This is a genomic window from Streptomyces sp. NPDC029041, from assembly GCF_040637515.1.
Taxonomy (GTDB): Bacteria; Actinomycetota; Actinomycetes; order Streptomycetales; family Streptomycetaceae; genus Streptomyces.
This window is the reverse complement of the sequence record NZ_JBEZWO010000005.1, coordinates 129,882-155,559: the sequence shown is the minus strand read 5'-3', so window position 1 is coordinate 155,559 and position 25,678 is coordinate 129,882. Positions and strand designations below refer to the sequence as shown.

Annotated in this window: 23 protein-coding genes, 1 tRNA gene and 1 pseudogene; 13 read left to right on the top strand and 12 right to left on the bottom strand. The window is 71.5% G+C overall.

Features of this window, described 5'->3' with window-relative positions:
* Window positions 1-60: 60 nt before the first annotated feature.
* Window positions 61-990: a 1-phosphofructokinase family hexose kinase gene (locus tag AB0F04_RS14075; RefSeq protein WP_362041100.1), complete on the top strand. Its 930-nt coding sequence runs from the start codon at window positions 61-63 to the stop codon at window positions 988-990.
* A 5-nt stretch (window positions 991-995) separates the two neighbouring features.
* Here AB0F04_RS14075 and AB0F04_RS14070 read toward each other — a convergent pair whose 3' ends face one another.
* A complete protein-coding gene (locus AB0F04_RS14070; RefSeq protein ID WP_362041097.1) occupies window positions 996-1,958 on the bottom strand; it encodes a carbohydrate-binding protein in 963 nt (320 codons plus the stop codon).
* A gap of 117 nt (window positions 1,959-2,075) precedes the next feature.
* The gene (gene cdgB, locus AB0F04_RS14065; protein ID WP_362041095.1) at window positions 2,076-3,734 is read right to left on the bottom strand and encodes a diguanylate cyclase CdgB; all 1,659 of its coding nucleotides are present in this window, start codon (window positions 3,732-3,734) and stop codon (window positions 2,076-2,078) included.
* A 337-nt stretch (window positions 3,735-4,071) separates the two neighbouring features.
* Here cdgB and AB0F04_RS14060 point away from each other — a divergent pair, with 337 nt between their 5' ends.
* Both AB0F04_RS14060 and AB0F04_RS14055 read left to right on the top strand, forming a co-directional pair.
* Window positions 4,072-4,656 (top strand): flavin reductase family protein, encoded by a 585-nt coding sequence (locus AB0F04_RS14060; RefSeq protein ID WP_362041092.1) that lies wholly within the window; start codon window positions 4,072-4,074, stop codon window positions 4,654-4,656.
* 45 nt (window positions 4,657-4,701) lie between these two features.
* Window positions 4,702-5,169: a GNAT family N-acetyltransferase gene (locus AB0F04_RS14055; protein WP_362041091.1), complete on the top strand. Its 468-nt coding sequence runs from the start codon at window positions 4,702-4,704 to the stop codon at window positions 5,167-5,169.
* Here the strand turns inward: AB0F04_RS14055 and arfB are convergent.
* Window positions 5,166-5,603, bottom strand: coding sequence for an alternative ribosome rescue aminoacyl-tRNA hydrolase ArfB (gene arfB / locus AB0F04_RS14050; protein WP_362041090.1), 438 nt, complete (start codon window positions 5,601-5,603; stop codon window positions 5,166-5,168). The two genes, AB0F04_RS14055 and arfB, sit on opposite strands and share 4 nt — an antisense overlap.
* Window positions 5,604-5,763: 160 nt before the next feature.
* Between arfB and AB0F04_RS14045 the strand changes: the two genes are divergently transcribed.
* Window positions 5,764-6,339, top strand: a complete 576-nt coding sequence (locus AB0F04_RS14045) for a TerD family protein (protein WP_010035999.1) — start codon at window positions 5,764-5,766, stop codon at window positions 6,337-6,339.
* 169 nt (window positions 6,340-6,508) lie between these two features.
* Entirely contained in the window at window positions 6,509-7,021 is a 513-nt protein-coding gene (locus tag AB0F04_RS14040) for a GNAT family N-acetyltransferase (protein ID WP_362041088.1), read from the top strand.
* A gap of 5 nt (window positions 7,022-7,026) precedes the next feature.
* Here the strand turns inward: AB0F04_RS14040 and AB0F04_RS14035 are convergent, their stop codons facing one another.
* A complete protein-coding gene (locus AB0F04_RS14035) occupies window positions 7,027-8,472 on the bottom strand; it encodes a M1 family metallopeptidase (protein WP_362041931.1) in 1,446 nt (481 codons plus the stop codon).
* A 7-nt stretch (window positions 8,473-8,479) separates the two neighbouring features.
* On the opposite strand from AB0F04_RS14035, the gene AB0F04_RS14030 reads away from it, so the two are divergent.
* Window positions 8,480-8,980: a hypothetical protein gene (locus AB0F04_RS14030; RefSeq protein ID WP_107457172.1), complete on the top strand. Its 501-nt coding sequence runs from the start codon at window positions 8,480-8,482 to the stop codon at window positions 8,978-8,980.
* A gap of 25 nt (window positions 8,981-9,005) precedes the next feature.
* On the opposite strand, the gene AB0F04_RS14025 is transcribed toward AB0F04_RS14030, so the two are convergent.
* Window positions 9,006-9,683, bottom strand: coding sequence for a pentapeptide repeat-containing protein (locus AB0F04_RS14025; protein ID WP_362041086.1), 678 nt, complete (start codon window positions 9,681-9,683; stop codon window positions 9,006-9,008).
* A gap of 129 nt (window positions 9,684-9,812) precedes the next feature.
* Between AB0F04_RS14025 and AB0F04_RS14020 the strand changes: the two genes are divergently transcribed.
* Both AB0F04_RS14020 and AB0F04_RS14015 read left to right on the top strand, forming a co-directional pair.
* Window positions 9,813-10,973 (top strand): FAD-dependent oxidoreductase, encoded by a 1,161-nt coding sequence (locus AB0F04_RS14020; protein WP_362041083.1) that lies wholly within the window; start codon window positions 9,813-9,815, stop codon window positions 10,971-10,973.
* Window positions 10,974-11,078: 105 nt separating this feature from the next.
* Window positions 11,079-12,062 carry a zinc-binding dehydrogenase gene (locus AB0F04_RS14015; protein WP_362041081.1) on the top strand — a complete coding sequence of 328 codons (984 nt, stop codon included), beginning with the start codon at window positions 11,079-11,081 and terminating at the stop codon, window positions 12,060-12,062.
* Between the two features lie 69 nt (window positions 12,063-12,131).
* Here AB0F04_RS14015 and AB0F04_RS14010 read toward each other — a convergent pair whose 3' ends face one another.
* A complete protein-coding gene (locus AB0F04_RS14010; RefSeq protein ID WP_362041079.1) occupies window positions 12,132-15,335 on the bottom strand; it encodes a Tat pathway signal protein in 3,204 nt (1,067 codons plus the stop codon).
* A gap of 206 nt (window positions 15,336-15,541) precedes the next feature.
* On the opposite strand from AB0F04_RS14010, the gene AB0F04_RS14005 reads away from it, so the two are divergent.
* On the top strand, window positions 15,542-16,450 hold the full coding sequence (locus AB0F04_RS14005) for an aminoglycoside phosphotransferase family protein (RefSeq protein ID WP_362041077.1): 909 nt from the start codon (window positions 15,542-15,544) through the stop codon (window positions 16,448-16,450).
* A gap of 37 nt (window positions 16,451-16,487) precedes the next feature.
* Here AB0F04_RS14005 and AB0F04_RS14000 read toward each other — a convergent pair whose 3' ends face one another.
* The 5 genes from AB0F04_RS14000 to AB0F04_RS13980 form a co-directional block, all read right to left on the bottom strand.
* A complete protein-coding gene (locus AB0F04_RS14000; protein ID WP_362041075.1) occupies window positions 16,488-16,895 on the bottom strand; it encodes a DUF2752 domain-containing protein in 408 nt (135 codons plus the stop codon).
* Window positions 16,892-17,299, bottom strand: coding sequence for a CD225/dispanin family protein (locus tag AB0F04_RS13995; RefSeq protein WP_362041073.1), 408 nt, complete (start codon window positions 17,297-17,299; stop codon window positions 16,892-16,894). The genes AB0F04_RS14000 and AB0F04_RS13995 overlap by 4 nt, the downstream gene beginning before the upstream one ends.
* 28 nt (window positions 17,300-17,327) lie before the next feature.
* The gene (locus tag AB0F04_RS13990) at window positions 17,328-17,762 is read right to left on the bottom strand and encodes a hypothetical protein (RefSeq protein ID WP_362041072.1); all 435 of its coding nucleotides are present in this window, start codon (window positions 17,760-17,762) and stop codon (window positions 17,328-17,330) included.
* A complete protein-coding gene (locus tag AB0F04_RS13985; protein ID WP_362041071.1) occupies window positions 17,759-19,846 on the bottom strand; it encodes a CHAT domain-containing protein in 2,088 nt (695 codons plus the stop codon). The genes AB0F04_RS13990 and AB0F04_RS13985 overlap by 4 nt, the downstream gene beginning before the upstream one ends.
* A 173-nt stretch (window positions 19,847-20,019) precedes the next feature.
* Window positions 20,020-20,093: transfer RNA gene (locus AB0F04_RS13980), tRNA-Thr, on the bottom strand.
* 297 nt (window positions 20,094-20,390) lie between these two features.
* Here AB0F04_RS13980 and AB0F04_RS13975 point away from each other — a divergent pair.
* The 4 genes and pseudogenes from AB0F04_RS13975 (at window position 20,391) to AB0F04_RS13960 (ending at window position 23,780) form a co-directional block, all read left to right on the top strand.
* Window positions 20,391-20,998, top strand: a pseudogene (locus tag AB0F04_RS13975) (WYL domain-containing protein).
* A gap of 187 nt (window positions 20,999-21,185) precedes the next feature.
* Window positions 21,186-22,274, top strand: coding sequence for a sn-glycerol-3-phosphate ABC transporter ATP-binding protein UgpC (gene ugpC / locus AB0F04_RS13970; RefSeq protein ID WP_362041069.1), 1,089 nt, complete (start codon window positions 21,186-21,188; stop codon window positions 22,272-22,274).
* 217 nt (window positions 22,275-22,491) lie between these two features.
* On the top strand, window positions 22,492-22,941 hold the full coding sequence (locus tag AB0F04_RS13965; RefSeq protein WP_362041067.1) for a hypothetical protein: 450 nt from the start codon (window positions 22,492-22,494) through the stop codon (window positions 22,939-22,941).
* A gap of 107 nt (window positions 22,942-23,048) precedes the next feature.
* Window positions 23,049-23,780, top strand: coding sequence for a nucleotidyltransferase family protein (locus AB0F04_RS13960; protein WP_362041065.1), 732 nt, complete (start codon window positions 23,049-23,051; stop codon window positions 23,778-23,780).
* 151 nt (window positions 23,781-23,931) lie between these two features.
* Here the strand turns inward: AB0F04_RS13960 and AB0F04_RS13955 are convergent, their stop codons facing one another.
* Complete coding sequence (locus tag AB0F04_RS13955) at window positions 23,932-25,614, bottom strand: DoxX family membrane protein (RefSeq protein ID WP_362041064.1); 1,683 nt, start codon at window positions 25,612-25,614, stop codon at window positions 23,932-23,934.
* Window positions 25,615-25,678 lie beyond the last annotated feature (64 nt).

The window sequence follows — 25,678 nt, the reverse complement described above, 5'->3', positions numbered from 1 at the left end:
GGCATGATCGGGCTACCTGCACGTTCACGTCGGCAAGCGCATCGGGGGAGGTCGGCCCGGGTGATCCTCACGGTCACGCTGAACACCGCTCTCGACATCACCTACCGCGTACGGTCGCTCCGGCCGCACGCCTCGCACCGCGTCTCCGAGGTGACCGAGCGCCCCGGCGGCAAGGGGGTCAACGTGGCCCGGGTGCTCGCGGCCCTCGGGCACGAGGTGACGGTGACGGGGTTCGCGGGCGGGGCGACGGGCCGGGTCGTGCGGGAGGGGCTCGCGGCGGTGCCGGGCGTGGTGGACGCGCTCGTCCCGATCTCCGGGGCGACCCGCCGGACCATCGCCGTGGCCGACGAGCGCACCGGCGACACGACCCAGCTGAACGAACCGGGCCCGACGGTCACGCCCGAGGAGTGGTCGGCCCTCCAGAAGGCCTACGCGGACCTGCTTCCCTCGGCCTCCGCGGTGGCCCTGTGCGGCAGCCTGCCGCCGGGCGTCCCGGTGGGCGCGTACGCGGGCCTGGTCCGCACGGCCCGCTCCTTCTCGGTCCCGGTCCTCCTGGACACCAGCGGCGAACCCCTGCGCCGGGGTGTCGCGGCCCGCCCGGACATCATCAAGCCGAACGCCGACGAACTGGCGGAGCTGACCGGCTCCCACGAACCGCTGCGCGCGACACAGGACGCCCGCCGCAGGGGCGCCGGGGCGGTGGTCGCCTCCCTCGGCCCGGACGGCATGCTGGCAGTCACCCGGGAGGGCCGCTGGCGAGCCGTCCCCCCGACGTCACTGCGAGGCAACCCGACAGGCGCGGGCGACGCGGCGGTGGCGGGCCTGCTCTCGGGCCTGGCAGACCATCTCCCCTGGCCCGACCGCCTGACCCGGGCGACGGCCCTGGCAGCGGCGACGGTACGGGCACCGGCGGCCGGCGAATTCGACCGTGGGGTGTACGAGGAGCTGCTGGGAAGGGTGACGGTCTCGGGAGAGGTCAGCGCGGCCTAGCCGGCTCAGTCCTCGACCTGGCCCGCCTTCAGCCACAGCTTGTCCAGCAGGACGTTGCACTTGTCGCCGTCCTCGCAGGAGACCGTGATGGTGTTGGTGCCCTCGGTGAGGGTCGGGTAGGCGTAGGTCTTCGTCCAGCCCTTGGAGAAGTCGCCGTCCTTGGCGTGGGCGAAGTTGCCCAGGTTCAGCTTGGTGCCGAACGGCTTGCCGTTGACGGTCAGCGTCATCTTCTGGTCCTCGTCCGCCGTGCTGTAGCGGGCGAAGACGGTGTAGGGGCCGTCCTTGGGGACACCGTTGACGGTCCACGTCACCGAGGAACCGACCTGGTTGAGGTTCCCGACGTAGATGCCGCCCTCGGACTCGGCGCCCTTGACGTCCTGGGCGAGGGTCGCGGCGCCGCCGAGCCGCAGCGCCTTCGCGTCGGTTTCCGGCAGCTCCACCTTGTTCTCGCCGCCCTGGCTCGCCGAAGGGCTCGGCTTCGACTCCTGGGACTGGGTCGGCTTCGTGCCCACCTCGTCGGACGCGTCGTCCTTGTCCTTGTCGCCGCCCAGCATGGCCACGCCGATGCCGACGACGACCGCGGCGACCACCGCTATCGCGCCGATCAGCAGGCCCTTGTGGTTCGGGCCGCGGCCACCCCGGCCGCCGCCACCGCCACCGGCCGGCATGTGATGCTGCACGGTCTGCGCACCGCCCGGAAGCGTCTCCGGCGCCGCGTAGTGCGCGTTGGGCCGGCCGGGGCTCTGGGCAGCCTGCTGGGGGACCTGGCCGTAGGGCGCGGTCGGAGCGGCCTGCGGCTGCTGCTGGCCGTACGGGCGGGTGCCGACGGCCCGCACCCGGTTGACCGAGTTGGGGTAGCCGTAGCCCCCGGACGGCGGCTGGGCCCCGTTGGCCTGCCCGTCGGCGTAGAGATAGCCGAACGGGTCGTCGTCCTCGGGCGTGCTCGCGCCGTTGTTGCCGGGCGTCATCCCTTGGTCTCCTCAGTCAGGTGCGGTGCATGCGGTACACGGGTGAGTTAGCGAGCCTACCCGCTCCCAGGGGCCCAAACGGGTGACCCAGACCGCATCAACTCGCTGACCAGGGCTTCACCCGGCGCGTCTGTGTTGTTTGGGACGAGATCGTTTCTCGACGTACATCCGCTCGTCAGCGGATTTCAACACTTCGTCCGCCGTCATTCCACAGTGTGCCCATCCGATGCCGAAGCTGGCACCGACCCGTACGGCCCGCCCCTCGGCGCGGATGGGCTGGATGATCTCGTTGCGCAGCCGGACCGCGAGGTCCTGGGCGTCGGCGCGGCCGAGCCCGTCGGCCAGGATGACGAATTCGTCACCCCCGAGCCGGGCGACGGTGTCCCCGTCGCGGACGCCGTTGCTCAGCCGCCGGGCGACCTCGATGAGAACCGCGTCACCCGCGTTGTGCCCGAACCGGTCGTTGATCGACTTGAAGCCGTCGAGGTCGCAGAAGAGCACGGCGAGGCCCTTGGTGCCGTCGTCGTGGCCCCCGTCCGGGGCGACGGTGTGCACATGGTGGTCGTAGGCGTCGTACGGTTCGGCGCCCTGCCGGAAGTCGAAGCCGGGCCCGGCCACGTCGAAGTCGGGGTGGCCGTAGGCCGCGTCGACGGATTCCACGGCGGTGCGCGGGGATGACGCGCGTTGACAGAGCCGGGCGGACAGGCGCGAGCGCAGCTCCGCGGAGTTCGGCAGGCCGGTGAGCGAGTCGTGCGAGGCGCGGTGGGCGAGCTGGAGTTCGCGGCGCTTGCGCTCCTCGATGTCCTCGACGTGGGTGAGGAGGAAGCGCGGGCCGTCGGCGGCGTCGGCGACCACACTGTTGCGCAGGCTGACCCAGACGTACGTGCCGTCCCGGCGGCCGAGGCGCAGCTCCGCGCGTCCGCCCTCCGCCGAGGTGCGCAGCAGGGTGCCTATGTCCTCGGGGTGGACCAGGTCGGAGAAGGAGTAGCGGCGCATCGCGGAGGCGGGGCGGCCCAGCAGCCGGCACAGCGCGTCGTTGGTGCGCAGGATCCGGCCGTGCTGGTCGCCGCCCATCTCGGCGATGGCCATGCCGGACGGTGCGTACTCGAAGGCCTGCCGGAAGCTCTCCTCGCTCGCCCGCAGCGCCTGCTGCTCGCGCTCCAGGCGGACCAGCGCGCGCTGCATGTTGGCGCGCAGCCGGGCGTTGCTGATGGCGATGGCGGCCTGGAAGGCGTACATCTGGAGCGCCTCGCGGCCCCAGGCGCCCGGCCGGCGGCCGTTGCGCGGCCGGTCCACGGAGAGCACGCCGATCAGTTCGCCGCCCGCCGCGCTGCCCTGCGGGCCCGGCGCGTACATGGGGGCGAAGAGCCGGTCGGCCGGGTGCCACTCGTCCTCGAAGCGGGGGGCGGGGCCGTCGGTGTACCACTGCGGGACGTCGTCGTCGTCGAGGACCCAGCCCTCGGTGTGCGATATGAAGACCAGGTCGCCCCAGTGCTCGCCCATGCCGAGGCGGCGTTCCCAGGACTCGCGTGAGCCGACGCGGCCGGTGATGAGGGCCTCGGCGGCGGGGTTCCCGGCGAAGGCGGCGACCACGAGGTCGCCGTCCGGGCGGACGAGGTTCACGCACGCCAGCTCGTACCCGAGGGCGGTGACGACGCCCTCCGCGACGGTCTGCAGTGTGTCCGCCAGGCTGCGGGCCGTGTTCATGTCGGCCATGACCTGGTGCAGTTGTCGCAGGGACGCAAGACGGACGTAGGGCTCCGACTCGGTCTCCATGCTCGCCCTCCCCCCGATTACTCGCAGCGATTCAAGGGTTCTCGTCGGCGTATCGCCCTGGCAGCTTCCCCGCCACTGAATCACAGCGCGCTGCTCACTCGGTACACAGGGTCAACAATTCCTGCCCCTTGTGACTCAAGTCACAGGCAAACCTGAACAATTGAGTGGAGTTTCTGCGTTTTCACGTCCGTCTACCGAACGCAAACTTTGTCGGGTTGCGCACATGTATTTCCCCGGTACCCGTCACACGACCGCGGATGTCCGTCAGTGGTCCTAGGACCGTGATCGGGCGGGAGTCCGATGCGGGGCCCGCGGGGCGGAGATTAGCGTTCCGGGTGTGCCGAACACTCCCGCCGCCACGTCCCCGGTCATTCCGTCGCCCGCCTCCGGGCATGCTGAGGGGGTGAGCAACGACGAGTTCCGCGCCGCCATGTCCCGGCTTGCCTCGGGCGTGGTCCTGGTGACCGCGCAGGAGCCGCCGCTCGACCCGGACGACCCCACGGCGCCGGGCGGCGAGGACGTGGGCATGACGGCCACGGCCTTCATGTCGGTGTCCCTGGACCCGCCCCTGGTGCTGGTGAGCCTGCGGGAGGGCTCCCGCATGGACGAGCTGCTGGAGGAGCAGGACCTGTGGGCGGTCTCCGTCCTCTCCGAGAGCCAGCGGCACATCGCGGGCCGCTTCGCGATGAAGGGCCGCGTCAGCGACCGGCTGCTGTTCGCCGACATCCCCTTCACACGCGGCGAGTACACCGACGCCCCGCTGGTCGGCGGGGCCCTGGCCGTCCTGGAGTGCCGCACCGAGCAGCGCGTACCGGCCGGTGACCACACACTGGTGATCGGCCGGGTGCTGACGGCGGGGGTGCCGAGCGCGGAAGGGGGCCCGCTGACGTATTTCCGGGGCCGGTACCGCCACTTGGCCTGAAGAATCCGTTCGCCGGTGGGCTGGCCGCCTGCCTAGTGTGCGCCCATGACGACGACCGGCATTCGCCTCGAAGAGATCACTGCCGCGAACCTGGACGCCGCCCTCGGTGTCCGCGTCCGCCCCGGCCAGGAACACGCGGTCGCCCCGGTCGTGAAGTCCCTCGCCGAGGCCTACGTCCATCCCGGCGTCGCCTGGCCCCGCCTGATCGTCGACGGCGGCCGCCCGGTCGGCTTCCTCATGGCCTTCCTCGACATCGACTGGCACGAGGACGGCAGCGTCCGCCGCTCGGGCCTGTGGCGGTTGAACATCGCGGCCGCGGAGCAGGGCAAGGGGTACGGGCGGTTCGCCGTCGAGTCGGTCGCCGCCGAACTGCGCCGACGCGGCAGCGCACAGCTCTACGTCACCTGGCACCCGGGCCCCGACGGCCCGGAGGACTTCTACCTCGGACTCGGCTTCCGCCCGAACGGGGAGGAAAGCGGAGGCCAGACGGTAGGCGTCCTGGAGCTGTCCTAGTTCCAGTTCCGCGCGGAGCGCCCCTGCTTGGTCTCCGAGCGCTGCTTCTTCTCCCGCAGCCGGCGTTCGTTGATGCCCCGGGGGATCCGGGTCGGCTTGCGGGGCTTGGGCGGGGGCGCGGTGGCCTCGGCCAGGAGCGCGGTGAGGCGCACGGCCGCGGCCTCGCGGTTGCGCCACTGGGAGCGGTGCTCGGAGGACCGCACCGTGACGACCCCGTCGACCAGGCGACCGGCCAGCCGCTCCAGGGCCCGCTGCTTCCACACCGCGGGCAGCGCCTCGGTCTTCGCCAGGTCGAAGCTCAGCTCGACCTTCGAGTCGCTGGTGTTGACGTGCTGCCCGCCCGGCCCCGACGACCGCGAGAAGCGCCACATGAGCTCGGCCTCGGGCAGGGAGACGGAGCCGCGGATGACGTGGTGACCGGACATGCCGTCCATGTTCCCGCTTCTGTCCCGTCCACGTCATCCCAATAACGGCGGGTAAAGAAAGTAAAGGACCTGGAACCTCGCGTACCCCTCTCCACGTTCATGGGGGTAGCTGTAGCTTCGGTGCCGCAGCTTCTTCGCCGCATGTAAACGAGGGAAGGGACTCCCAACAATGGCTGTAAGCCTGTCCAAGGGTGGCAACGTCTCGCTCACCAAGGAGGCTCCGGGCCTGACCGCCGTCACCGTGGGCCTCGGCTGGGACGTCCGCACCACCACCGGCACGGACTTCGACCTCGACGCCTCGGCGATCGCGGTCAACACGCAGGGCAAGGTCTACTCGGACGCCCACTTCGTCTTCTTCAACAACAAGCAGACGCCGGACAACTCCATCGTGCACACCGGCGACAACCGCACGGGCGAGGGCGCCGGCGACGACGAGGCGATCAACGTCAACCTCGCCGCGCTCCCGGCCGACATCGACAAGATCGTCTTCCCGGTCTCGATCTACGACGCCGAGAACCGCAGCCAGAACTTCGGCCAGGTCCGCAACGCCTACATCCGCATCGTCAACCAGGCCGGCGGCGCCGAGATCGCCCGCTACGACCTGTCGGAGGACGCGGCGACGGAGACGGCCATGGTCTTCGGCGAGCTCTACCGCAACGGCGCCGAGTGGAAGTTCCGCGCGGTCGGCCAGGGCTACGCCTCGGGCCTGGTCGGCATCGCCCAGGACTTCGGCGTGAACGTCTGACACGCCCGCGCGTCGTGAAGAGAGCCCCCCGGGCCGGACAACCGGCCCGGGGGGCTCCTCCTCAGGGGCGCGGGGAACCGCGCCACCAGCCACGACCCGCCCGCACCGAACGGAGCACCTGAGCCCCTGCGGCGCGTCGAAACCCTCCCCGCCCGGGTACGTTCCCCACGTGATCCTCGACCCCCTGCCCACGACGCCCCTCGGCGATCCCCTCCTCGCCGAGCTGACCGCCCTCTACGCCTCCAACCACGCGTTCCACACCCTGACCGGTGACTTCCCCGACCCGAAGGACATCCGCCCCGAGCAGGTCGCCGCCGCGCTCTCGGCGGAGCGGGAGCAACCCGGCACCGAGATTCTGCTCGCCCGCAGCTTCGGCCGGCTCATCGGCATCGTCGTCACCCTCGCCCACCACCCCGACCCCGCCGACCCCGATCCCTGGATCGGCCTGCTGATGGTGGACGCGAGCCTGCACGGCCAGGGCCACGGACGCCACATGGCCGCACTCGTGGAGGACCGTTTCCGCGCGGCCGGCCGCAGCGCCGTCCGTCTGGCCGTCCTGGCGAACAATCCGAAGGCCCTGGCCTTCTGGACCGCCCTCGGCTACCAGGTCGTCGACCATCGTGAGGATCTGCGGCACGGGCGCCCCTGCGCGGTGTTGCGCAAGGAGCTGGCCACGTCGTAGCGCCCTCAGGGCCGCTCCGGCTTCCCCTCCCCGTACAGCCAGTCCTCCCAGATCCCCTCCAGGTCCGCGCCGGGCGCCCGCTTGTCGGCATAGGCCGTGAAGCCGGCGGTGTCGGCGTTGCCGTGCCGGTGGGTCGCCGCCCACCCCTTGAGAATCGAGAAGAACCGGTCGTCCCCGACGGCCTGCCGCACCTTCTGCAGCACCATCGCCCCCCGCCAGTACACCGGAGGGTCCGAGACCCGCGCGGCGCTCGGCGGGTCCGCCGGCGGGAACGCCCAGATCTCCTCCCCCGCCTCCGCCGTGTCGAAGTACGCACCGGAGTACACCGCGTCGAACGTCTCCCGGGCGCTCCGTCCGCCGTGGTCCTCCTCCCACAGCCACTCCGCGTACGTCGCGAACCCCTCGTTGAGCCACATGTCCCGCCAGCTCTCGGGCGTGACGGAGTCGCCGTACCACTGGTGGGCGAGCTCATGGACGAGGATCCTGATGCCGGGGGCGCCGGGGAACACCGGCCGGCTCTGGGTCTCCAGGGCGTAGCCGACGAAGCCCGCGCGGTCGACGATCGCGCCGGTGGTGGCGAAGGGGTAGGGCCCGAACCGCCGCTCCGACCACCGCAGTACCTCGGGAAGCCGCCCGAGCACGGGCCGGCTCGCCACCGCCTCGGCCGGGTCGACGGCCGCGTACACGGGCAGGTCCCCGGCCCGGGAGCTGCTGATGTCGAAGCGGCCGATCGCCAGGGTGGCGAGGTAGCTCGCCATCGGCTCACCGGTGTGCCACACGGACGTCGTACGCCCCCGCGCGGTCGTCTCGCTGCGCAACTCCCCGTTGGAGACGGCCCGCAGCCCCTTCGGCACGGTCACCGTGAGGTCGTACGCCGCCTTGTCCGAGGGGTGGTGGTTGCCGGGGAACCACGCCATCGACCCCGTCGGCTCGCCCAGCGCGAGCGCCCCGTCCGGAGTGCGCAGCCAGCCCTCCTCGGAGCCGTCCGGGTCGGTGACGGTCTCGGGCGCTCCGGAGTAGCGGACGGTCACGCGGAAGGTGTCGTCCCGGTCGATGTCGTCGTGCGGCCGGACGGTCAGTTCCTGCCCGGCGCGGTTCCAGCGGGCGACGTCCCGTCCGACGGTGATCCGCTCGACCTCCATGCCGAGCAGGTCGAGGTTGAAGGCGGAGAGGTCCTGGGTCGCGCGGGCGGTGAGGGTGGCCGTGCCGGTGAGGTGGTGGGCTTCGGGATCGTAGGCGAGGCGCAGGCCGTAGTGGGTGACGTCGTAGCCGCCGTTGCCGGCCTTCTCGAAATAGGGGTCGCGGACGCCGGAACCGCCCGGGGTGCCGTGCACCCCGCCGCCGCACCCGGTGAGGGTGAGGGAGCAGACGAGCAGGGTGACTGCGGGCAGCGTGGGGACAAGACGTACAGATCGGGCCACGTTCGCGATCCTACGGGCGCGTGACACCATCACCTCCGTGCTCGACATCGGCTACGCCCTCTCCAACCGCTTCCCCGACCCGCCGCAGACCGACTACCGCCGCGCGGACGTCCGGGCACTGCGGCACGACCTGTTCTGCGGGGACGTCTACCTGGCGGACACCAAGACGGACCACGAGGTGTCCACAGCCTGGGGATGGGTGCCGGTGCTCGACTTCGCGTGGGCGCTGTGCGACATCGTGGAGCGGATCGACCGGGACCCTGCGGGCTCCAGGGCGTCCCGGCCGCAGCGGGCGGAGCTGGACTTCACCGAGTCGACGGACCGGATGCTGTTCGAGCGCCGCTTCGGCTGGGTGGACATCGAGGCCGACTGGATGCGCGCGGAGGAGCCCGCGCTCACCGTCTCCCACGGCGAACTGCGCCGCGAGGCCCGGGACTTCCTGCACGACCTGATCGCCGACCTCACCGATCTGCACGACGACCTGGCGGAGAACCCGGCGATCTGGACCCTCCAGGCCCGCTTCCCCCGCCTGCCGTAGCCACAGCCGGCCCGGCTCAGGGGCCTCAGCCCTCGACGCGGATCCCCCATTGCGCCGCGAGCACCGGCGCCAGATCCAGCAGCTGTGCCGTGCTGATCACCGCCCCCGACAACCGGTCCAGGCCCCGGCTGATCTCCAGGGACGCGGCGCCGCGCAGGTCGACGTCCGTGAGGGTCGCCGCGTGCAGATCGGCGCCCTTCACTGCGCAGTCCACGAATTCCACGCGCGCCAGGCGGGCCCCGCCGAAGTCCGGCTCGACGAGGACGCAGCCCTCGAAGACGACGTCTGTGAGCCGGGCCGTGCGCAGGTTGAGGTAGTCGAACTTGCCGCCGCGGATCAGCACCCGCTCCAGCACCGCCCCGTGCAGCTGCGGCCCGCCGAGCCGCGCGTCGGTCAGCTCCACATCGCGCAGGGTCGCCTCGGCGAGATCGGTGCCGACGCCCCGGACGCCGGTGAGGGCCGAGTCCAGGAAACGGGCGTGCCGCAGCCGGGTCTCGTCCAGCGCGCAGCCCGTCAGGGCGCAGTCCATGAAACGCGCGCCCGATCCGTCCTGCCCGGAGAGAGCGGCGTCCCGGAACTCCAGCCCGTCGTAGTCCCCGTCCGGCTCCAGCTCCCCGCCGCCGTACGGCTCCAGCACCGGCAGCCGCACCTCCGGCCGCCGCGCGCCCTTCACACCCCTGCCGCCCACTGTTTCCCTCGCCATGCCCCCATGCTGCACCCAGCCCCTGACATACGTCCCTGACCTGCGCGGACACCGGCGATGTCACATTCCGGCGCCCTGCCTCGGTCGTACTCCCGGAAGGCGGCCACGACCCGAGGGAGATCCACAGTCATGCACCGCATCACCGTCATCGGCGGCGGCTTCGCCGGACTGACCGCGGCCATCACCGCCGCCGAGGCCGGCGCCAAAGTCACCCTCCACGAGGCGCACCACACCCTGGGCGGCCGGGCGCGCACCGCCGCGGGCCCGTACCGCACCAACGAGGGCCCGCACGCCCTCTACAACGGCGGCCCGCACTGGGCCTGGCTCAAGCAGCGCGACCTCATCGGACCGCTCGCCCCGCTCCCGCCCCTGGAGGCGGCCCGGGTCCGGCTGCGGCACCAGGGCGTGCTGCGCCGCACCCCGCCCTTCGCCATGCTGAAGCTGCTGCGCCGGACGGGCCGCCAGGCCCCCGTGGACGCCGACTTCCTCACCTGGGCGACGGACATCGCGGGCGAGGAGGGGGCCCGGGCCGCCGCAAGCTACTCGGCGGTCGCCCTGTTCCACCACGACCCCGGGTCGCTGTCGGCCGCGTTCGTGCAGGAGCGGCTGCGCCGGGCCACCAAACTGCCGCCCGAGGCGCACTACCCGCGCGGCGGCTGGGCGAGCCTCATCGACCGGATGGCCGCCCGCGCCTGGAACCTGGGCGTCCGGATGGAGACCCTGTCCCGTGTCGACGCGCTCCCCACCGACACGCCCGTCGTCGTCGCCACCTCCCTCGACGCCGCCCGCCGTCTGCTCGGCGACGCCTCCCTGAGCTGGCCGAGCGGCCGCACCGCCCTCGTCGACCTGGCCGTGCGCACCCGGCGCGGGGACGCCTTCGCGGTCTCCGACCTGGACACGCCCGGCTGGCTGGAGCGGTTCACCGCCCAGGACCGCGGCCTGGCCCCGGCCGGCGAGCAGCTGATCCAGGGACAGATCCCCCTCGCCCCGCACGAGTCGAAGGCCGACGGCACCGCCCGCGCCGAGCAGCTGCTCGACCTCGGTTTCCCGGGCTGGCGCGAGCGGCTCACCTGGCGGCGCGAGTCGGTGGCGAACGGCCGTACGGGCGCGGTCGATCCGCCCGGCACCAGCTGGCGCGACCGGCCGGCCGTGGACCGGGGCGAGGGGGTCTACCTCGCCGGCGACCAGGTCGCGGCCCCCGGAGTGCTGTCGGAGGTGTCCTTCAACAGCGCCCTGACGGCGGTCTCCCTGGCCCTCGGCCGAGGCGAGCTTGACCTCAAGCAAGCTTGAGGTTGCAAGCTGGTCGCAGCGAACGCCCCGTCAGAGCAAGCGAACGTCCCGTCAGAGCAAGCGAACGCCCTGCCAGAGCAAGCGAACGCCACCAGAGGAGCTGTCATGCACGCCATCCGCCTGCACGCCTTCGGCCCGGCCGAGAACCTCGCCTACGAGCAGGTCGAGGACCCCCGGCCGGGCCCCGGACAGGTGCGTATCGCCGTACGCGCGGCGGGCGTCCACCTCCTGGACGCCGCCCTGCGCGAGGGCATGCCGGGCGGCCCGGCGAACGAGCCGGCGGCCCTGCCCACCGTCCCCGGCCGCGAGGTCGCCGGTGTCGTCGAGTCCCTGGGCGAGGGCGTCGCCGGGCTGTGGCTGGGCAAGCGGGTCGTCGCGCACCTCGGCTTCGTGCCGGGCGGCTACGCCGAACTAGCCGTCACCGAGGCCGAGCGCCTGCACGAGATCCCCGGGAACCTGGACTTCGCCGAGGCCGTGGCCATGATCGGCACGGGCCGCACCGCGGTGGGGATCCTGCAGTTCGCCGACCTCGGCCCCGACTCCGTGGTCGTCGTCCCGGCCGCCGCCGGAGGCATCGGCACCCTCCTCGTGCAGTACGCCAAGAACGCCGGGGCGACCGTCGTGGGCCTCGCGGGCGGGCCGGAGAAGACCGCCCGTGTGCAGGCGGGCGGCGCCGATCTCGCCGTCGACTACAAGGACCCGTCCTGGCCCGCGAAGGTCCGCGCCCATCTGGGCGGGCGGACCGCGACCGTCGTCTTCGACGGCGTCGGCGGCGACATCGCCCGCGAGGCCGTCGCCCTCCTCGGCCCGGGCGGCAAGCACATCGTCTTCGGCTGGTCCGGCGAGGGCATCCGGGACGGCGGCCCCTACCTCGTCGACGGCGTCTCCGAGCAGGTCCTCGGCCCGGCGATGCTGGGGAAGGCCGGCGGACCCGACCCCCTGCGCACCCTCGAACTGCGCGCCCTCACCGAGGCCGCCGCCGGCCGCCTCACCCCGGCCGTCCAGCGCTTCCCGCTCCGCGAGGCGGCGGCGGCACACCGGGCGCTGGAGAGCCGGGGGACGGTCGGGAAGGTGGTTCTGGAGCCGTGATCGAAAAGGGGAGGTGCCCCACCACCTCGGGCCACCTCCCCTTCCGACGGCACGAACGGCTCGGACAGATCAGCGGGCGACCGCCTTCGTCCCCTTGCTCACCGCCGACCCGTCCTTGTGGCCCGCACGGTGCGCGACCACCTTCACGGTGACCTTCTTGCCCTGCTGCGCCGCCTTCAGCACGAGCGAGGCCTTCGTCGCCCCGCTGATGGCCTTGCCGTTCGCGTACCACTGGTACCCGTACGAGGAGGCGGCCGGGCTCCACGTCCCCGTGGACGCCTTGAGCGTGCCGCCGACCTTCACCGGGCCGCTGATCACGGGCAGCTTGGTCGCCCGCGGCGCGTCCCCCTCGGCCACCTTCACCGCCGGCGAGGACGCCGACCCGCTCCGCCAGCCGTCCTTGACCGCCGTCACGGTCACGGTGATCTTCTTGCCGACCCGCGCCGCGGGAACGGTGTACGACACTCCGGTCGCCCCGGCGATCGCCGTCCCGTCCGCCTTCCACTGGTACGTGTACGAGGACGGTGTCGTGGACCAGGTGCCCGGCGTGGCGGTGATCTTGGCGCCCACCTTGGGCGAGCCGGTCACCTTGGGTGCGGCCGTGTTCTCCAGCCCGGGCTGGGTGGTGACGGTGAAGGTGCCACGCTGGAACTCCCAGCCGCGCGTGAGCACGCTGATGTTCCAGGTGCCCGGGGCCGCGCCGGCCAGGTCGACGGTCGCGGTCACCGTCCGGTTGTCCGCGGAGACCTCCTCCGCCTCCGCCGTGATCGTCTTTCCGGCCCGGCTGAGCCGGACGGTGACGTCCGGGCCGAGCGCGGTGCCCGTGACCGTGAGCTTCACCTTGGCGCCCGCGGCCCCCGTATCCGGGCCGACCCCGGTGACGGACGTCTTCTCCGTGCCGCACAACGTGGACGAGCAGGTCAGTTTGACGCTGTAGGCCGTGCCGGAGGCCTTCTCCGGCAGGCCGAGCAGGAAGAGCGACGGCGCGTCGGCCGAACCGCCGGCCGAGCACTGGTAGCCGGAGCTCCACAGGCTGCAGCCGTTGGTCCACTCGCTGTTGTAGAGCACGGGCACGGCCGTCGTGGTGGCGCCGGTGGTGTCCTTGACGTCGGCCTCGAACCGGTCGAACCGGGCGGTGGGCAACACCGCGCAGACGGCCGTGTGCGATTCGTCCAGCGTGCCGGTGACGGGCCCGTACCCGAACGCCACGGACGGTACCCGGGCACACTCCGGGGCGGGCCCGTCGGCGGTCGCGACCCGCAGGGCGTCGAGGCGGTACTCGGGTGCCGCCTTCAGGTGCGCCGGCGTCTGGACGAGGACCTGGTGGGTCGTGGAACCGGTGGCCGCGCAGGACGTGTTGCGGAAGGAGCACTCCACCCGGCCGTCCCCGGCGATCACGGCGCTGTTGGCGGTACCGAGGGCGTCCCGCACGTTGAGGTGCACGACGTCGGTGGCCGCCCCCGTGGTCACCTGGTGGCAGTTGAGCGTGCCCGGTGCCGCGTACGGGCTCTTCACGGACGGCCCACCGACCTTCACCGCCGCCGTCTTCACGCAGCCGGAGGAGGAGGCGTTCGCGGTCACGTCCCGTCGGGACAGGGTGTACGTGGCGGCCGCGTCCCGCCCGGTCACCAGCACGGTGTGGGCCTTGTCCGGGGTGAGGGGGCAGACGGTCCAGCCGCCGGTGGTGGCGTACCGGTCACAGACCCGCTTGCCGTCCGAGTCCAGCACGGAGAACCCGGCCGGTGCCGTCCCCGAGGTCGCGGTCAGCTGCAGCACCTCGGCGTCCGAGTGCCCATCGGCCGGGATGCCCAGGCAGTGGGAGAAGACACCGTCGCCCGTGGTCAGCGTGGCTTTCGCGCCGCCCGGGGTGAAGCTGCCCGCGGGCAGGACGGGGCAGCCCTCCGCCACGTCGGTGCGGTGGAAGGCGACGGCGTACCGGCCCGTCGCCGTGTCGCCACTGTCCTCGGTGTGCACCAGCGCCCGGAACGGCGCCTCACCGGTCAGCGCGCAGTCACCGCCCTGGAGCGCCTCCCCGTCACACTGCGGGGTGCCGGCGCGGTCCAGGACTTCCACCTCGGGCGTCAGCCCGGCCGAGGAGCGTGAGGTGAGCGCGGCGAGACGGGCACCCTTCGGCACCGGCAGCGTCAGGCAGTCGTACTGCCCGACTGTGCGCAACTCCCCCTTGTACAGGCCGGTTCCGATGGCCTTGCAACCGGTGTCGCTCGCTCGGTCGAACACGACCAGCCGGTCACGGGAAGGAGTGAAGGCGTTGGTGCCGAGGACGGCCGTATAGGTGCCCGCCCGGGCGATCCGGCACGGGTCGGTCCCGGACCGGCACACGGTCCGGCCGTCGGTGTCGTACACCCGGACCGCACCGGCCGACCGGTCCTCGTCCACGTAGTGCACGGTGTACGGGCCGGCCCTGTCGGCGGAGAAGGTGTAGCAGGCGTCCGTGGTGAAGTCGTGCGGCTCCAGGGGGCCGTAGGGCAGGACCTTCGCGGTGGTGCAGCCCTGCGGATCGTTCAGCCGGCGTACCTGCAGCGCGTACTCGGCGGGGAAGCCGGTCTCGTTGCGGGATACCTCCGACAGCACCCGGTAGGGGCCGTCCCCGGGCAGCACGCAGCTGTCCTCTTCGTCCTCCGGGAAGTGCTCACAGACACGGGCACCGGTCGCGTCGGTGATCCAGGCGACCGAGTCGCCGTACACCTTGGTGCCGACCGTCAGCCGGATCCGCTCGCCGGGCCGGCCCTCGAAAGCCTGGCAGTCCACGGCCAGCGGGCTCGCCGCGCTCCGGACCACCGCCGGCCGGTCCCAGCCGGTGCCGACCGGATCGGCACAGCCGGGGGTGCCCGAACCGAGCGGGACGACGGTCAGATCGGTCTTCTCCTCGTCCACCCAGCCGCTGTTGACGACTTTCACCGTGTACGTGCCGGCCGCGGGGACCTCGCACCAGCCCTCGGTGCGGTACTCGTCGTCGAAGCAGTCGACCGCGGCGCCGTCGACGTCGAGCATCTGCGCGTAGGCGTTGTTCTGGCTGTCGTCCAGCATCATCCGATGCAGACCGGGTGACGTGGCCGTCACGGTGAAGCAGGCGCTGCCCTGGGCCGGGACGGTCGCCTTGCCGACGGCGTCACCCGGGTCCCCGAACGGCGCGAGCGCGAGCGGCGCACACTCCGCCTCGGCGGCCTGGGCGGACCCCACCCCGGTCAGGCTCAGCAGTGAAGCGAACAGCGAGACGGCGGCAGCGGACGCGACGGCCCGCCCGCGTCTCACCCGCGATCCGGGCCCGGGTCTCGGACAGACGTCGGTGTCTGACATGACAATCCCCCATGGGACAATGGTCGTTGGCCAGATGCTCGCACACAGATACGACACGGCGCTCCTCGGAATCGGACGCCCCGCGGCACGCGAACCGGCGCCGGAGGGTGACCGCGCCGCCCCGGCAAAATCGCATGACCCGCCCGGCGCACCCCACTACCGTGCCCGGAGTGATCGACATCCCCCGGGAACTGGCGGCATCACAGGAGAAGTTCAACGGCGAGGCGGGCCGCGCCTTCATCGCCGGTCTGCCGGAGCGGACGGCCCACTTCCTCGACCACTGGGACCTGAGACCCGACGGCACGCCCATGCACGGCGTCTCCGCGCTGGTCGTCCCGGTCGTCCGCACGGCCGACGGCACCCCGGCGGTCCTCAAGCTCCAGATCCTCGACGAGGAGAGCGAGGGCGAGCCGGTCGCGCTGCGCGCCTGGGACGGCGACGGAGCCGTCCGCCTCCTCGGCCACGACGAACCCACCGGCACGATGCTGCTGGAACGCCTCGACGAGACCCGCATGCTGTCCCACGTGCCGGACGCCCACCAGGCCGTGGTCACCATCGCCGAGCTCCTGGCGCACCTCACGTCCTTCCCGGCCCCGCCCGGCCTGCGCCGCCTCGGCGACATCGCCCAGCGCATGCTCGACCGGACCCCCCGGGCCCTCGGCCGCATCCCGGACCCCGAGGCCCGCCGCCTCGTCGCCGACTGCGCGGCCGCCGTACGCGAGGTCGTGGACGAGCCGGGCGACCGCCTCCTGCACTGGGACCTCCACGACGAGAACGTCCTCGCCTCCGGTCGCGCCCCCTGGCTGGCGATCGACCCCAAGCCCCTCGCCGGCGACCCCGGCTTCGAACTGTGGCCCGCCCTCGACAACCGCTACGACCCCGACGACGTCCTCTGGCGCTTCGACGCCATGACCGACATCCTCACCCTGGACCGCGACCGCGCCCGGGCCTGGACCCTCGCCCGCCTCCTCCAGAACACCCTGTGGGACATCGAGGACGGCCGCCCGGCCGACGAGAACCAGCTGGAGATCGCCCGACGGCTCCGTCATCGGTCCGCTCGCCGGTCATAGCGGCTCCTCGACTGCCGTCAGCCCCTCGACGCGGTGTTCAGGAGGCCAGTACGCCGCCGAAGACGGGGAGATTGCGGATCACGGTCCACAGGAGCAGCACGGCGAGTACGGCCGGCCCCCACCACACCGGGAGAACGCGTGGCCGGGACCTGCTGAAGACGAAGCGCAGCCACACCACCACACCGACCGGCAGAAAGGCGAGCAACAGGGCGTTGTAGTCCGCTGCCGCCGCCATGTGACCGCGGGTGAGCTCGTGCAGCGCACGCAAGCTCCCGCAGCCGGGGCAGTCGAGTCCTGTGGCGGCCCGGAACGGACAGGCGGGAAACGGACCGGATCGGGCGGGATCCGCAAGGGCGGTGGCGAGGGCGACCGCCGCCAGGAGAAGGGCACCCAACCACGCTTCGAGGGCGGCCCGTCCGCGCGGAGGGCGGCACCCTGCGGTCATGGCGCGGGCATGTACGCGGTAGATGTGTCGGACATGCTCATGGCGATGATGAGGATCAACCAGAACACGACGCCGACGCCGACGCTCACGAGGATGAGAATCCGGGCTCTGCGGGAGGCCTGTGCGGCCCCCTGATAGTCGCCCGCCGTGGCTTTCGCCGAGACCTGTGAGGCGAAGACGATGGCGGCGATCCCTGTCGGCAGGAAGCACAGGAGCGTCACGAGGATGGCCGGTGTCATGTAGGACTCGGGAACCGGCCCCTGTGGCGCATGAGTCTGGCTCCACTGCTGGTGCTGGGGCTGTTGTGCCTGTTCCTGGTGCGGTGGGAAGGAGGAATCCTGCCACTCAGTGCGCTCCCCCCAGTCGTCGTCGTCGGGCGGCGGCACTCGATGCTTGTCTGCCATGGCTGATGCCTCCTTTCGAGCGAGCCGTCTAGCTGGGAACCCACATGGCGGCCCGCGCATCCCAGGACCAGCGCTGATCGCGGACGTCCAGCCCGACGGCCTGCTCGTACGCCCCTACGGGGAGGTCCGGGGTGAAGGTGACCCGGCCGCCCTCCGGTACCTCGAAGACCACACCCTGCGGTGCCGGTGCCCCCTGTCCGGCCGCCGGTGAGAACAACCGGTCCGTGAAGGCCTTGAGTCCCCTGTGGGCATCCTCGGCGACCTTCTGGAACACCGTGCGCAGGAACGGGTCCAGAACCGCCGTCATCACGAGCACCAGCACCACCTCGGCCGCTCCTCTGCGGGTCGGCAGCAGCATGCACCGGGTGTCGACTCCGGCTTCACGCAGCAGATCCTGTCCCTCCTCCGCCGGATCGGAGGGCAAGGACGAAGGCCAGAGAATCTCCACAGCGGGAACTGTCATGGTCCGTCTCCCTCATCGGTCAGCCAGTCGGGCAGCTCCCAGCATTCGATCGAACCCTCGCGGGAGGTGGTCAGGAGTCCCTTGTCGTCCTCGAGGAATGCGAGCCCCACGGGCCGGCTCTCCAGCTGCGTCACGATCGAGGGGGCTCCGGTGTCCAGATCGCGCACGGCCACCTCGCCGCGTTGATGGGCGACAGCCATCAGCCTGCACTCGTTGGCGAACGCCAGTTGGTAAGCAGTGAGACCCGGCTGTGTGCGCCACAAGAGCTGCCCCTGCCACGACCACAGGCGCACCCGGCCGTCCACGCAGGCGGTGGCGAGAAGGTCTTCCGTGGCAACAAGCGCCTTCACGGGCTGGGGGTGTGGCCACGTCATGACGGCCAGTCCTTGTACGTTCAACTGCCGCACCACACCGTCACCGCAGGCCACGACCACGTATCGGTCTCCGGGAGCGAAGGTGAGGGGCCCGAGCGGGGGCTTCTGGCCCGACGACCAGGCTTTCGCCTCCCTCGGTGAAGCGACGGCCAGGTCCCGCACTCGGGCGCCCCGCGGGTCGTAGACGTGCACGTGGTTCCCGACGGTCAGCGCGAGCCAATGGCCGTCCGAGCTGAAGGCGAGAGCGGCACCGCGGTCTCCGACGGAGATCACTCGCGCGGGCAACTCGGTCTCCAGGTCCCAGATGACAACCGTGCCGTCCTTGTGCCGACTCGCCACGTGCCGTCGCCAGGGGCTCCAGGCCAGTCGGACCGGCTTCTCGCGCTGCACCGGCATGCACTGGGCGGCCGGCTCCCCGCGCGCCGCGTCGAAGACCCGGACGACGCCGTCGTCACATGCGACGGCCACAAGGCCAGCGGGCCCGAGTGCCATGTGCCCACAAGGCCCGACCTGGGCGACCAGCCGCGATTTCGCTGGTTCCTGCGGGGCCTCGTCAGGCGGTGTCGACGGCTTGTTCCGTGCCCCGCCCTTCGGCTCCCCAGGCGTCGACTGCGAGGCGAATATCTGTGCCGTCTCGGACGCGAGAAACAACACAGGTGTGGCCCACTCCAGAGTGCCTTGGCGAACCTTCACCTCTTCGCGGGCACGGGTCACCGCCCGGTCCACCGGAAGTCCCTCGGCAAGCCACTCGTAGAAGGCGGAGGCGAAAGTGACGGCAGCCCGGTCGGTGATTTCGTACTGCATGGCCACCACGGCCGGCACCCCGGCTTCGAGCAGGGAGGCGGCGGTGCTCGTGAAAACATTCTTGGATCCGCTCACCGCGGACTCGCAGGCGTTCAGTACGACGAGCCGCAACTGAGGGCTGCGCTCGACCAGCCGACGGAAATCACGCGCGTGGAAGCGCATCGCCGATCCGTCGTCGCCGGAGAGCTGAATGTACCCCTCGTCGCCCTCCTCGTCGAAGCCGCCGTGACAGACGCAGTGGAGCACGTGCCACGTGCCACTGCTCAGCGCCCTCTCGAGATCCTTCCAACGGTCCCCGGGCAGCCAGTGCACTTCCACTTTCTCGGAACTGTCCTGTTGCAGGACCTGTACGATCCGATCTCTCTCCTGCTGCGCTTCCAGCGGCGGAAGGTCCTCCGGGAGCGCCGAAACACCCAGTACCCGAAGCGGCAGGGCCAGCGGCATGGGGGAGACCGGGTTCATGAGCCGCAAGTGCCGCACGACGGGTACGCGAAGAGCGAGATAGTCATGGCGAGCCGGGTCTGCCGGATCGACCATGTACTCCCACGGAATCCGCGAGACCTGCGGGCCGTCCGGCCGCAGCAGTACACGCAGCGACTTTCCCTGCTCTTTGGCACGGATCCGGCACCGGTCGAACTGCGTGAAGATCTGATCCCGCAGGATGGTCCCGGCCAACAGCTTTCCGAATTCGCGAACGGATTTCTCCGGCGCCGACGCGCCCCGTACAATGTTCAAGCTGTACGACTTCATCAGGGATTTCTGCACGCTTTGCAGCTCGGACTGCATTTCCTCCTTGGGAAACGGTGGCGGTACCCTCATGCTCGCTTCGCCGAGCTCCGACGAGCACTCGACAAACCATTCAGTACCGGATTCAATGATTTTGAGCCGAAACGGCAGACTTTCCATTCCTGCCACCTCCGATGCCCATAACTCCAGTGCACACCCGATGTTCCGGTGCGTCCACTCGGCCGTCGGGCGGTCAGGGCAGGGACGACGGGGCCTTCGCAGGACATCCGGCGAAGGCCGACGGCACGCGAAAAACCCCAGACCAGATGAACTCTGACCTGGGGTTTCAGCAGAGCCCCCTGTCGGATTCGAACCGACGACCTACGCATTACAAGTGCGTTGCTCTGGCCAGCTGAGCTAAGGAGGCGTGTGCCGTGCAGCGCGTTGCCGCGCATGAGGGCGGCACCACTGTACACAGAGCCCCTTACGCGGAGCCACGGCGTTCCGTTCCACCGGCTGCCTCCCCGAGCTCGTAGGTGTACCGATACGCCACCGACGTCTCACCGTGCCGTGTGATGAACGGTTCCGTCCCCGCCGCACCGCCCTCCTCCTCCACGCGAAGCTCCCCCTCGCGGCCGGGGAAGGAGTTCCATGCCGCTGAAGGACCGGCACCCGCAGGCCGTCCCTGCCGCCTCGATGCCGCCGGTGAAGGTGTTCCGGACCGATGCGTGGGCGAGGCGGGGCTTCGCGTCCTCCGCCGGGGGCGATCACCGCGCCCGAGCTCGCCGCCGAGCAGGAGGTGTCGGTACGGACGGCCAGCCGGGACGTCGAGGCGCTGGGGCCGCCGCCGGTGTGCCGGTGTGCGCAGATCGGGGGCCCGAGGGCGGCCACCGGCTGGTCGCCGGGTACCGGAACACGGCTGAGACCTTGGCCGCGGCCGTGTGGGAGCGGCGGGTGCTGCGGCTGCGCTACCGGCGTCCTGAAGGGCGGCATCTGGCACCTGGTTGCCTTGGCGGAGGAGACGGTGCGGACGTACCGGTCTCGCGCGTGCTGGCCGTGCATGACACAGGCGAGGTCTTCGAGCGTCCCGCGGGGTTCGAGCTCGCCGCCCCCCGGCGTCTGGAGGCCGCCCTGCGCCAGGGCACCCCCCAGGTGCGGATCTCGCCCCGCGCGCGGCGGCTGCCGCCGATGTGGTTCGGTGCGGTGGGCGTCCACCCCCGAAGAGCGCGGCCCGGCCGAGGGGACGGCTGGGTGGCAGGCGGGGGCCCGGGCGGTCGCGGTACCCGCGGGCCGTTACGGGGACCGGAAACGAACACGCCCGATCAGCCGTAATGTGCCGCTTCGAAAATTTCCGCGAAGTTCACAGGCCCGGAACTACTGACATACGTGTGAACGCCGGGTACCGTCCTGAGCCAGTTCACACGCGTGGACTACACCACAACGGCAATCACCGTCGTGGCACCGCCTTCCTACTCGGATCGTCCGGCACGTTCCTGCCGGTAGAAGGGGTCTATTCACCATGGCCACTGTGCAGTTCGACAAGGCGACCCGGATCTACCCGGGTTCCACCAAGCCCGCCGTCGACGCTCTCGACATCGACATCGAGGACGGCGAGTTCCTCGTCCTCGTCGGCCCCTCCGGCTGCGGCAAGTCCACCTCGCTCCGCATGCTCGCGGGGCTCGAGGACGTCAACGGCGGAGCCATCCGCATCGGCGACCGCGACGTGACGCACCTGCCGCCCAAGGACCGGGACATCGCCATGGTGTTCCAGAACTACGCCCTCTACCCGCACATGACGGTCGCCGACAACATGGGCTTCGCGCTCAAGATCGCCGGCGTGAACAAGGCGGAGATCCGGCAGAAGGTCGAGGAGGCCGCGAAGATCCTCGACCTCACCGAGTACCTGGACCGCAAGCCCAAGGCCCTCTCCGGCGGTCAGCGCCAGCGTGTCGCCATGGGCCGCGCCATCGTGCGTGAGCCCCAGGTCTTCCTCATGGACGAGCCGCTGTCGAACCTGGACGCCAAGCTCCGTGTCTCCACGCGTACGCAGATCGCCTCGCTCCAGCGCCGCCTGGGCATCACCACCGTCTACGTCACCCACGACCAGGTCGAGGCCATGACGATGGGCGACCGTGTGGCGGTCCTCAAGGACGGTCTGCTCCAGCAGATCGACACCCCTCGCAACATGTACGACAAGCCCGCCAACCTCTTCGTGGCCGGCTTCATCGGCTCCCCGGCCATGAACCTCGTCGAGGTGCCGATCACCGACGGCGGTGTGAAGTTCGGCAAGTCGGTCGTGCCGGTGCAGCGCGACGCGATCGCCGCCGCCACCGACAAGACGGTCACCGTCGGCGTCCGCCCCGAGCACTTCGAGGTGGCCGGCGCGGACGCCGAGCTGGGCCTCGCGGTCACCGTCAACGTCGTCGAAGAGCTCGGCGCCGACGCGTACGTCTACGGCACCGCGAAGGTCGGCGACGACTCCAAGGACCTCGTCGTCCGCGTCAGCGGCCGTGACGTCCCGGAGAAGGGCAGCCAGCTGCACGTCGTGCCCCGCTCCGGCGAGACCCACGTGTTCTCGACGTCGACCGGTGCGCGCCTGTCCGACTGATCAACCAGCAGACTCACAACCCCGGGTGAATCACCCGGGTTGACGAAGAGGGCCCCGCGGCGAGCCGCGGGGCCCTCTTCGTGTCGACAAATACCCCGGCAGAACGGACGTTTCGAGCGCTGTGCGTCAACGCCTTACCCAGAAAACATCCCTTTCTCATCCCCCGAACCGGTGACTAAATGTCTACAAACCATTACGGGGCGCTACCCTCACACGCGTGAAGCACTCCATGAACCAACAGACGCGACGCGGCCGGGGCCCCGCCCGCCGGATCGGCCGCACCCTCGCTTTCGTCCTGCCCGTCGTCCTGGTGCTCTCCGGGACCCTCGCGGTCACCCGAGTCAACTGGTCGGGGAACACCACCGACCCGGTGCTCACCGCCGCGGACACCTCCGTGGGCACCCCGCGCGCCGCCAAGCGCGCGCCTCAGGAGGTCCTGCGCGACAAGCTGCTGACCGAACTGCAGGAGGAGGACCCGGGCGTCGCCCTCAGCCACCTCCAGCAGGCCGTCAACGGCCGCCCGTCGCTGGCGAAGCACTGCGCCTCCATCGCCCGCGCCCTCGGCCAGGCCGCCGTCGCGGTCTACGGCCCGACCCGCGCCCAGTCCTACGCGCGCCCGGTCTGTGACACCGCCTTCGCCACCGGCGTCGCCGCCGCGCACAGCTGAGCACCCGCCCTGCCACCGGGTGGGAAGTTCATAAAGTCCATAACGGCCGACGCGGGTTCGATCGTCGGCCGCCGACCCGGGCGGGACGCCACGTACAGTTCGTGTCCATGAGCGATCCGAGCGCCGCGTCCCGCCCCGTTCAAGCCGTCGTTCTGGCCGGTGGCCAGGGCTCCCGGCTGCGTCCGTACACCGACGACCGGCCCAAGCCGATGGTCGAGATCCCCGGGACGGGGACGCCGATCATCGGCCATCAGCTGTCCTGGCTCGCCGACGAGGGGGTGACGGACGTCGTGGTCTCCTGCGGCCACCTCGCCGAGGTGCTGCAGAAGTGGCTGGAGACGGCCGAGCTGCCCGTCTCCGTCACGACGGTCGTCGAGCCGGAGCCGCTCGGGCGCGGCGGCGGCCTCAAGTACGCCGCGGCGCACCTTCCCCACCCCGACCGGCCCTGGTACGCGACGAACGGCGACATCTGGACGCGGTTCTCGCTGCGGGACATGGCCGACTTCCACGCCGAGCGGGACGCCGTCGCGACCCTGGCACTGGCGCGGCCCCGGCTGCCGTGGGGTGCGGTGCGGACCGACGGCTTCGGGCGCATCACCGACTTCATCGAGGCACCGCCGTCGACGTTCGAGATCAACGCCGGCGTGTACGTCTTCTCCCCCGAGTTCGCCGGGCTGTTGCCGCACCGGGGGGACCACGAGCGGACGACGTTCCCTCATCTGGCCCGTGAGCGGCGCCTGGCCGGGTTCACGATCCCCCAGGGGTCGTACTGGCGGGCCATCGACACGGCGAAGGACCTGACGGAGGCGGCGAAGGAACTGGCGGCGTTGGGACGCTGAGAGCTCGGCCGGTTGCTTCCCGTCGGTGACTGACCGCTCGTCGCGGCTTGTCGGGCCGTTCCCTGCGCCCTTGAGGGGGCGTCTCTCCCCTACGCGCCAGAAGGCCCCGCATCTGCCTGATGCGGGGCCCTTCTGGCGCTCTGGCCGGGTGTCAGCCCAGGAGGCCGCCCACCAGGCCCGGGCGGCCCGTGGAGGACGAACCGCCGTCGCCAGAGCCGCCCGTCGAGCCCGAGCCGCCCGTCGCCGTGCCGCCGGAGGTGGGGCCGGTGGTGGTGCTGGGGGCCTGGTTCTCCGGGGTGGACCGCTGGGGCGGTGCCTGACCCGCGGTGCCCTGGGTCTGGCTGGGGGAACCACCGGTGACGGTGCCGGTGTCGCGGGTGGCGTCGGGCCTGGTCGTGGTGCCCGCGCTGGGGCTCGCCGAGCCGGCCGTGGCGCCCTGGGTGGGCGAGGAGGAGGCCGACGGGGTCTGCTTCTGCTTGCGCTTGCCGGGCTCACCGGGGAGCGGGGAGCCGGGCAGCTCGTTGCGCGGGGCCTCGCCGGGGCCCGGGACGACGACCCGGTCGGCGTCACGGACGGCGCCGCCGAGCAGCGAGCCGACGAGCAGGGTGACGCCGGTGGCGATGGCGGTGACGAGGGCGCCGCGCCGCAGCACGTAGCGGCGCAGGTCCCAGATGTCGGCGCGCGGGCCGAGACGACGCCAGGCACTGCCGGCCAGGCGGCCGTCGACGGAGTAGACGGGGGCGCCCGCGATGATCAGCGGGGACCAGGCGGCGAGGTAGATGATGTCGGGGGTCTCGTACGCGGGGACGCTCTTCCAGCTGACCGTGACCAGCAGCGCCGCCGACAGCAGGGCACCCAGGCAGGCGGCGACACGCTGCCAGCAGCCCAGCACCGTCAGGACGCCGACGATGACCTGCGCGAAGGCGATGACCAGGCCGGCGCCGACCGGGTGCTCCAGGGCGAACTGGCGCAGCGGCTCGGCGACTTCCCACGGGTGCAGGGTGTTGAGCCACTTGACCATGGAGCCCCGCTTGCCGCCTTCGAAGTAGACGGGGTCGCACAGCTTGCCCATGCCGGCGTAGATGGAGATGAAGCCGAGGAAGACGCGCAGCGGGAGCAGGACGACGCCGAGGTTCATCCGGCGCCCGGGGTAGTAGGCGTGCCGGGCCGGGTCGTCGCCGTGCCGCTTGGCCCGGTGCCCGAAGCCGTCCGCTTCGGCGTCGGACTCCTCGAACCCGTCGTCGTCGTAGGCGGGTTCGTCGTAGGCGCTGCCGACCGTGCGCATGGGCGGCAGCAGCCGGGCGCCGTCGGCGGGATCGTGGGTGCGCTGCGGGCCGACGACCGGGGTCTCGACGGTCTGGGCGAGGTCGCCCTCGTAGCCGTCGTCGCCGTAGCCCGCGCCCTGGTGGCCGGGGCCGTCGTAGCCCGGGCTCACGCGGGAGATCACCTGGGTGGCTCCCGCGTCGGGGGCGGGCTCGTCGGCGTGGCGGACGCTCTCGTGCCGCACGGCCTGCAGGAGCCGGTGCGCGCCGGTGTCGTCGGGGGCGGATCTGCCGCTCCAGACGACGGGCCGGCGGCGGGCGGTGGCCCCGTCCGCCCCTCCCCTCACCTGGGGGATGCGGGCGGTGTCCTCGGTGGCGGTCAGATGCCGTGCGACCCGGGCGGACTGGACGCGACGCGTCGAGCCGCCCAACTGCACGCGGAAACTCGCGTGATTGACGATGACCTGCGCCGGGTCGCTCGGCACCTTCACCATGCTCAGCGCGGGAGCGTCGTCGAGTCCCGACGAGCGGTCCCCCGTGGGTGTGCGGGGTGTTCTGGTGTCCACACTCATCTAACCGAGTGACGTCGCGTTAGGACACTGCTTTGACCCGCCGGATCTGTCCGGACCCCGTCAA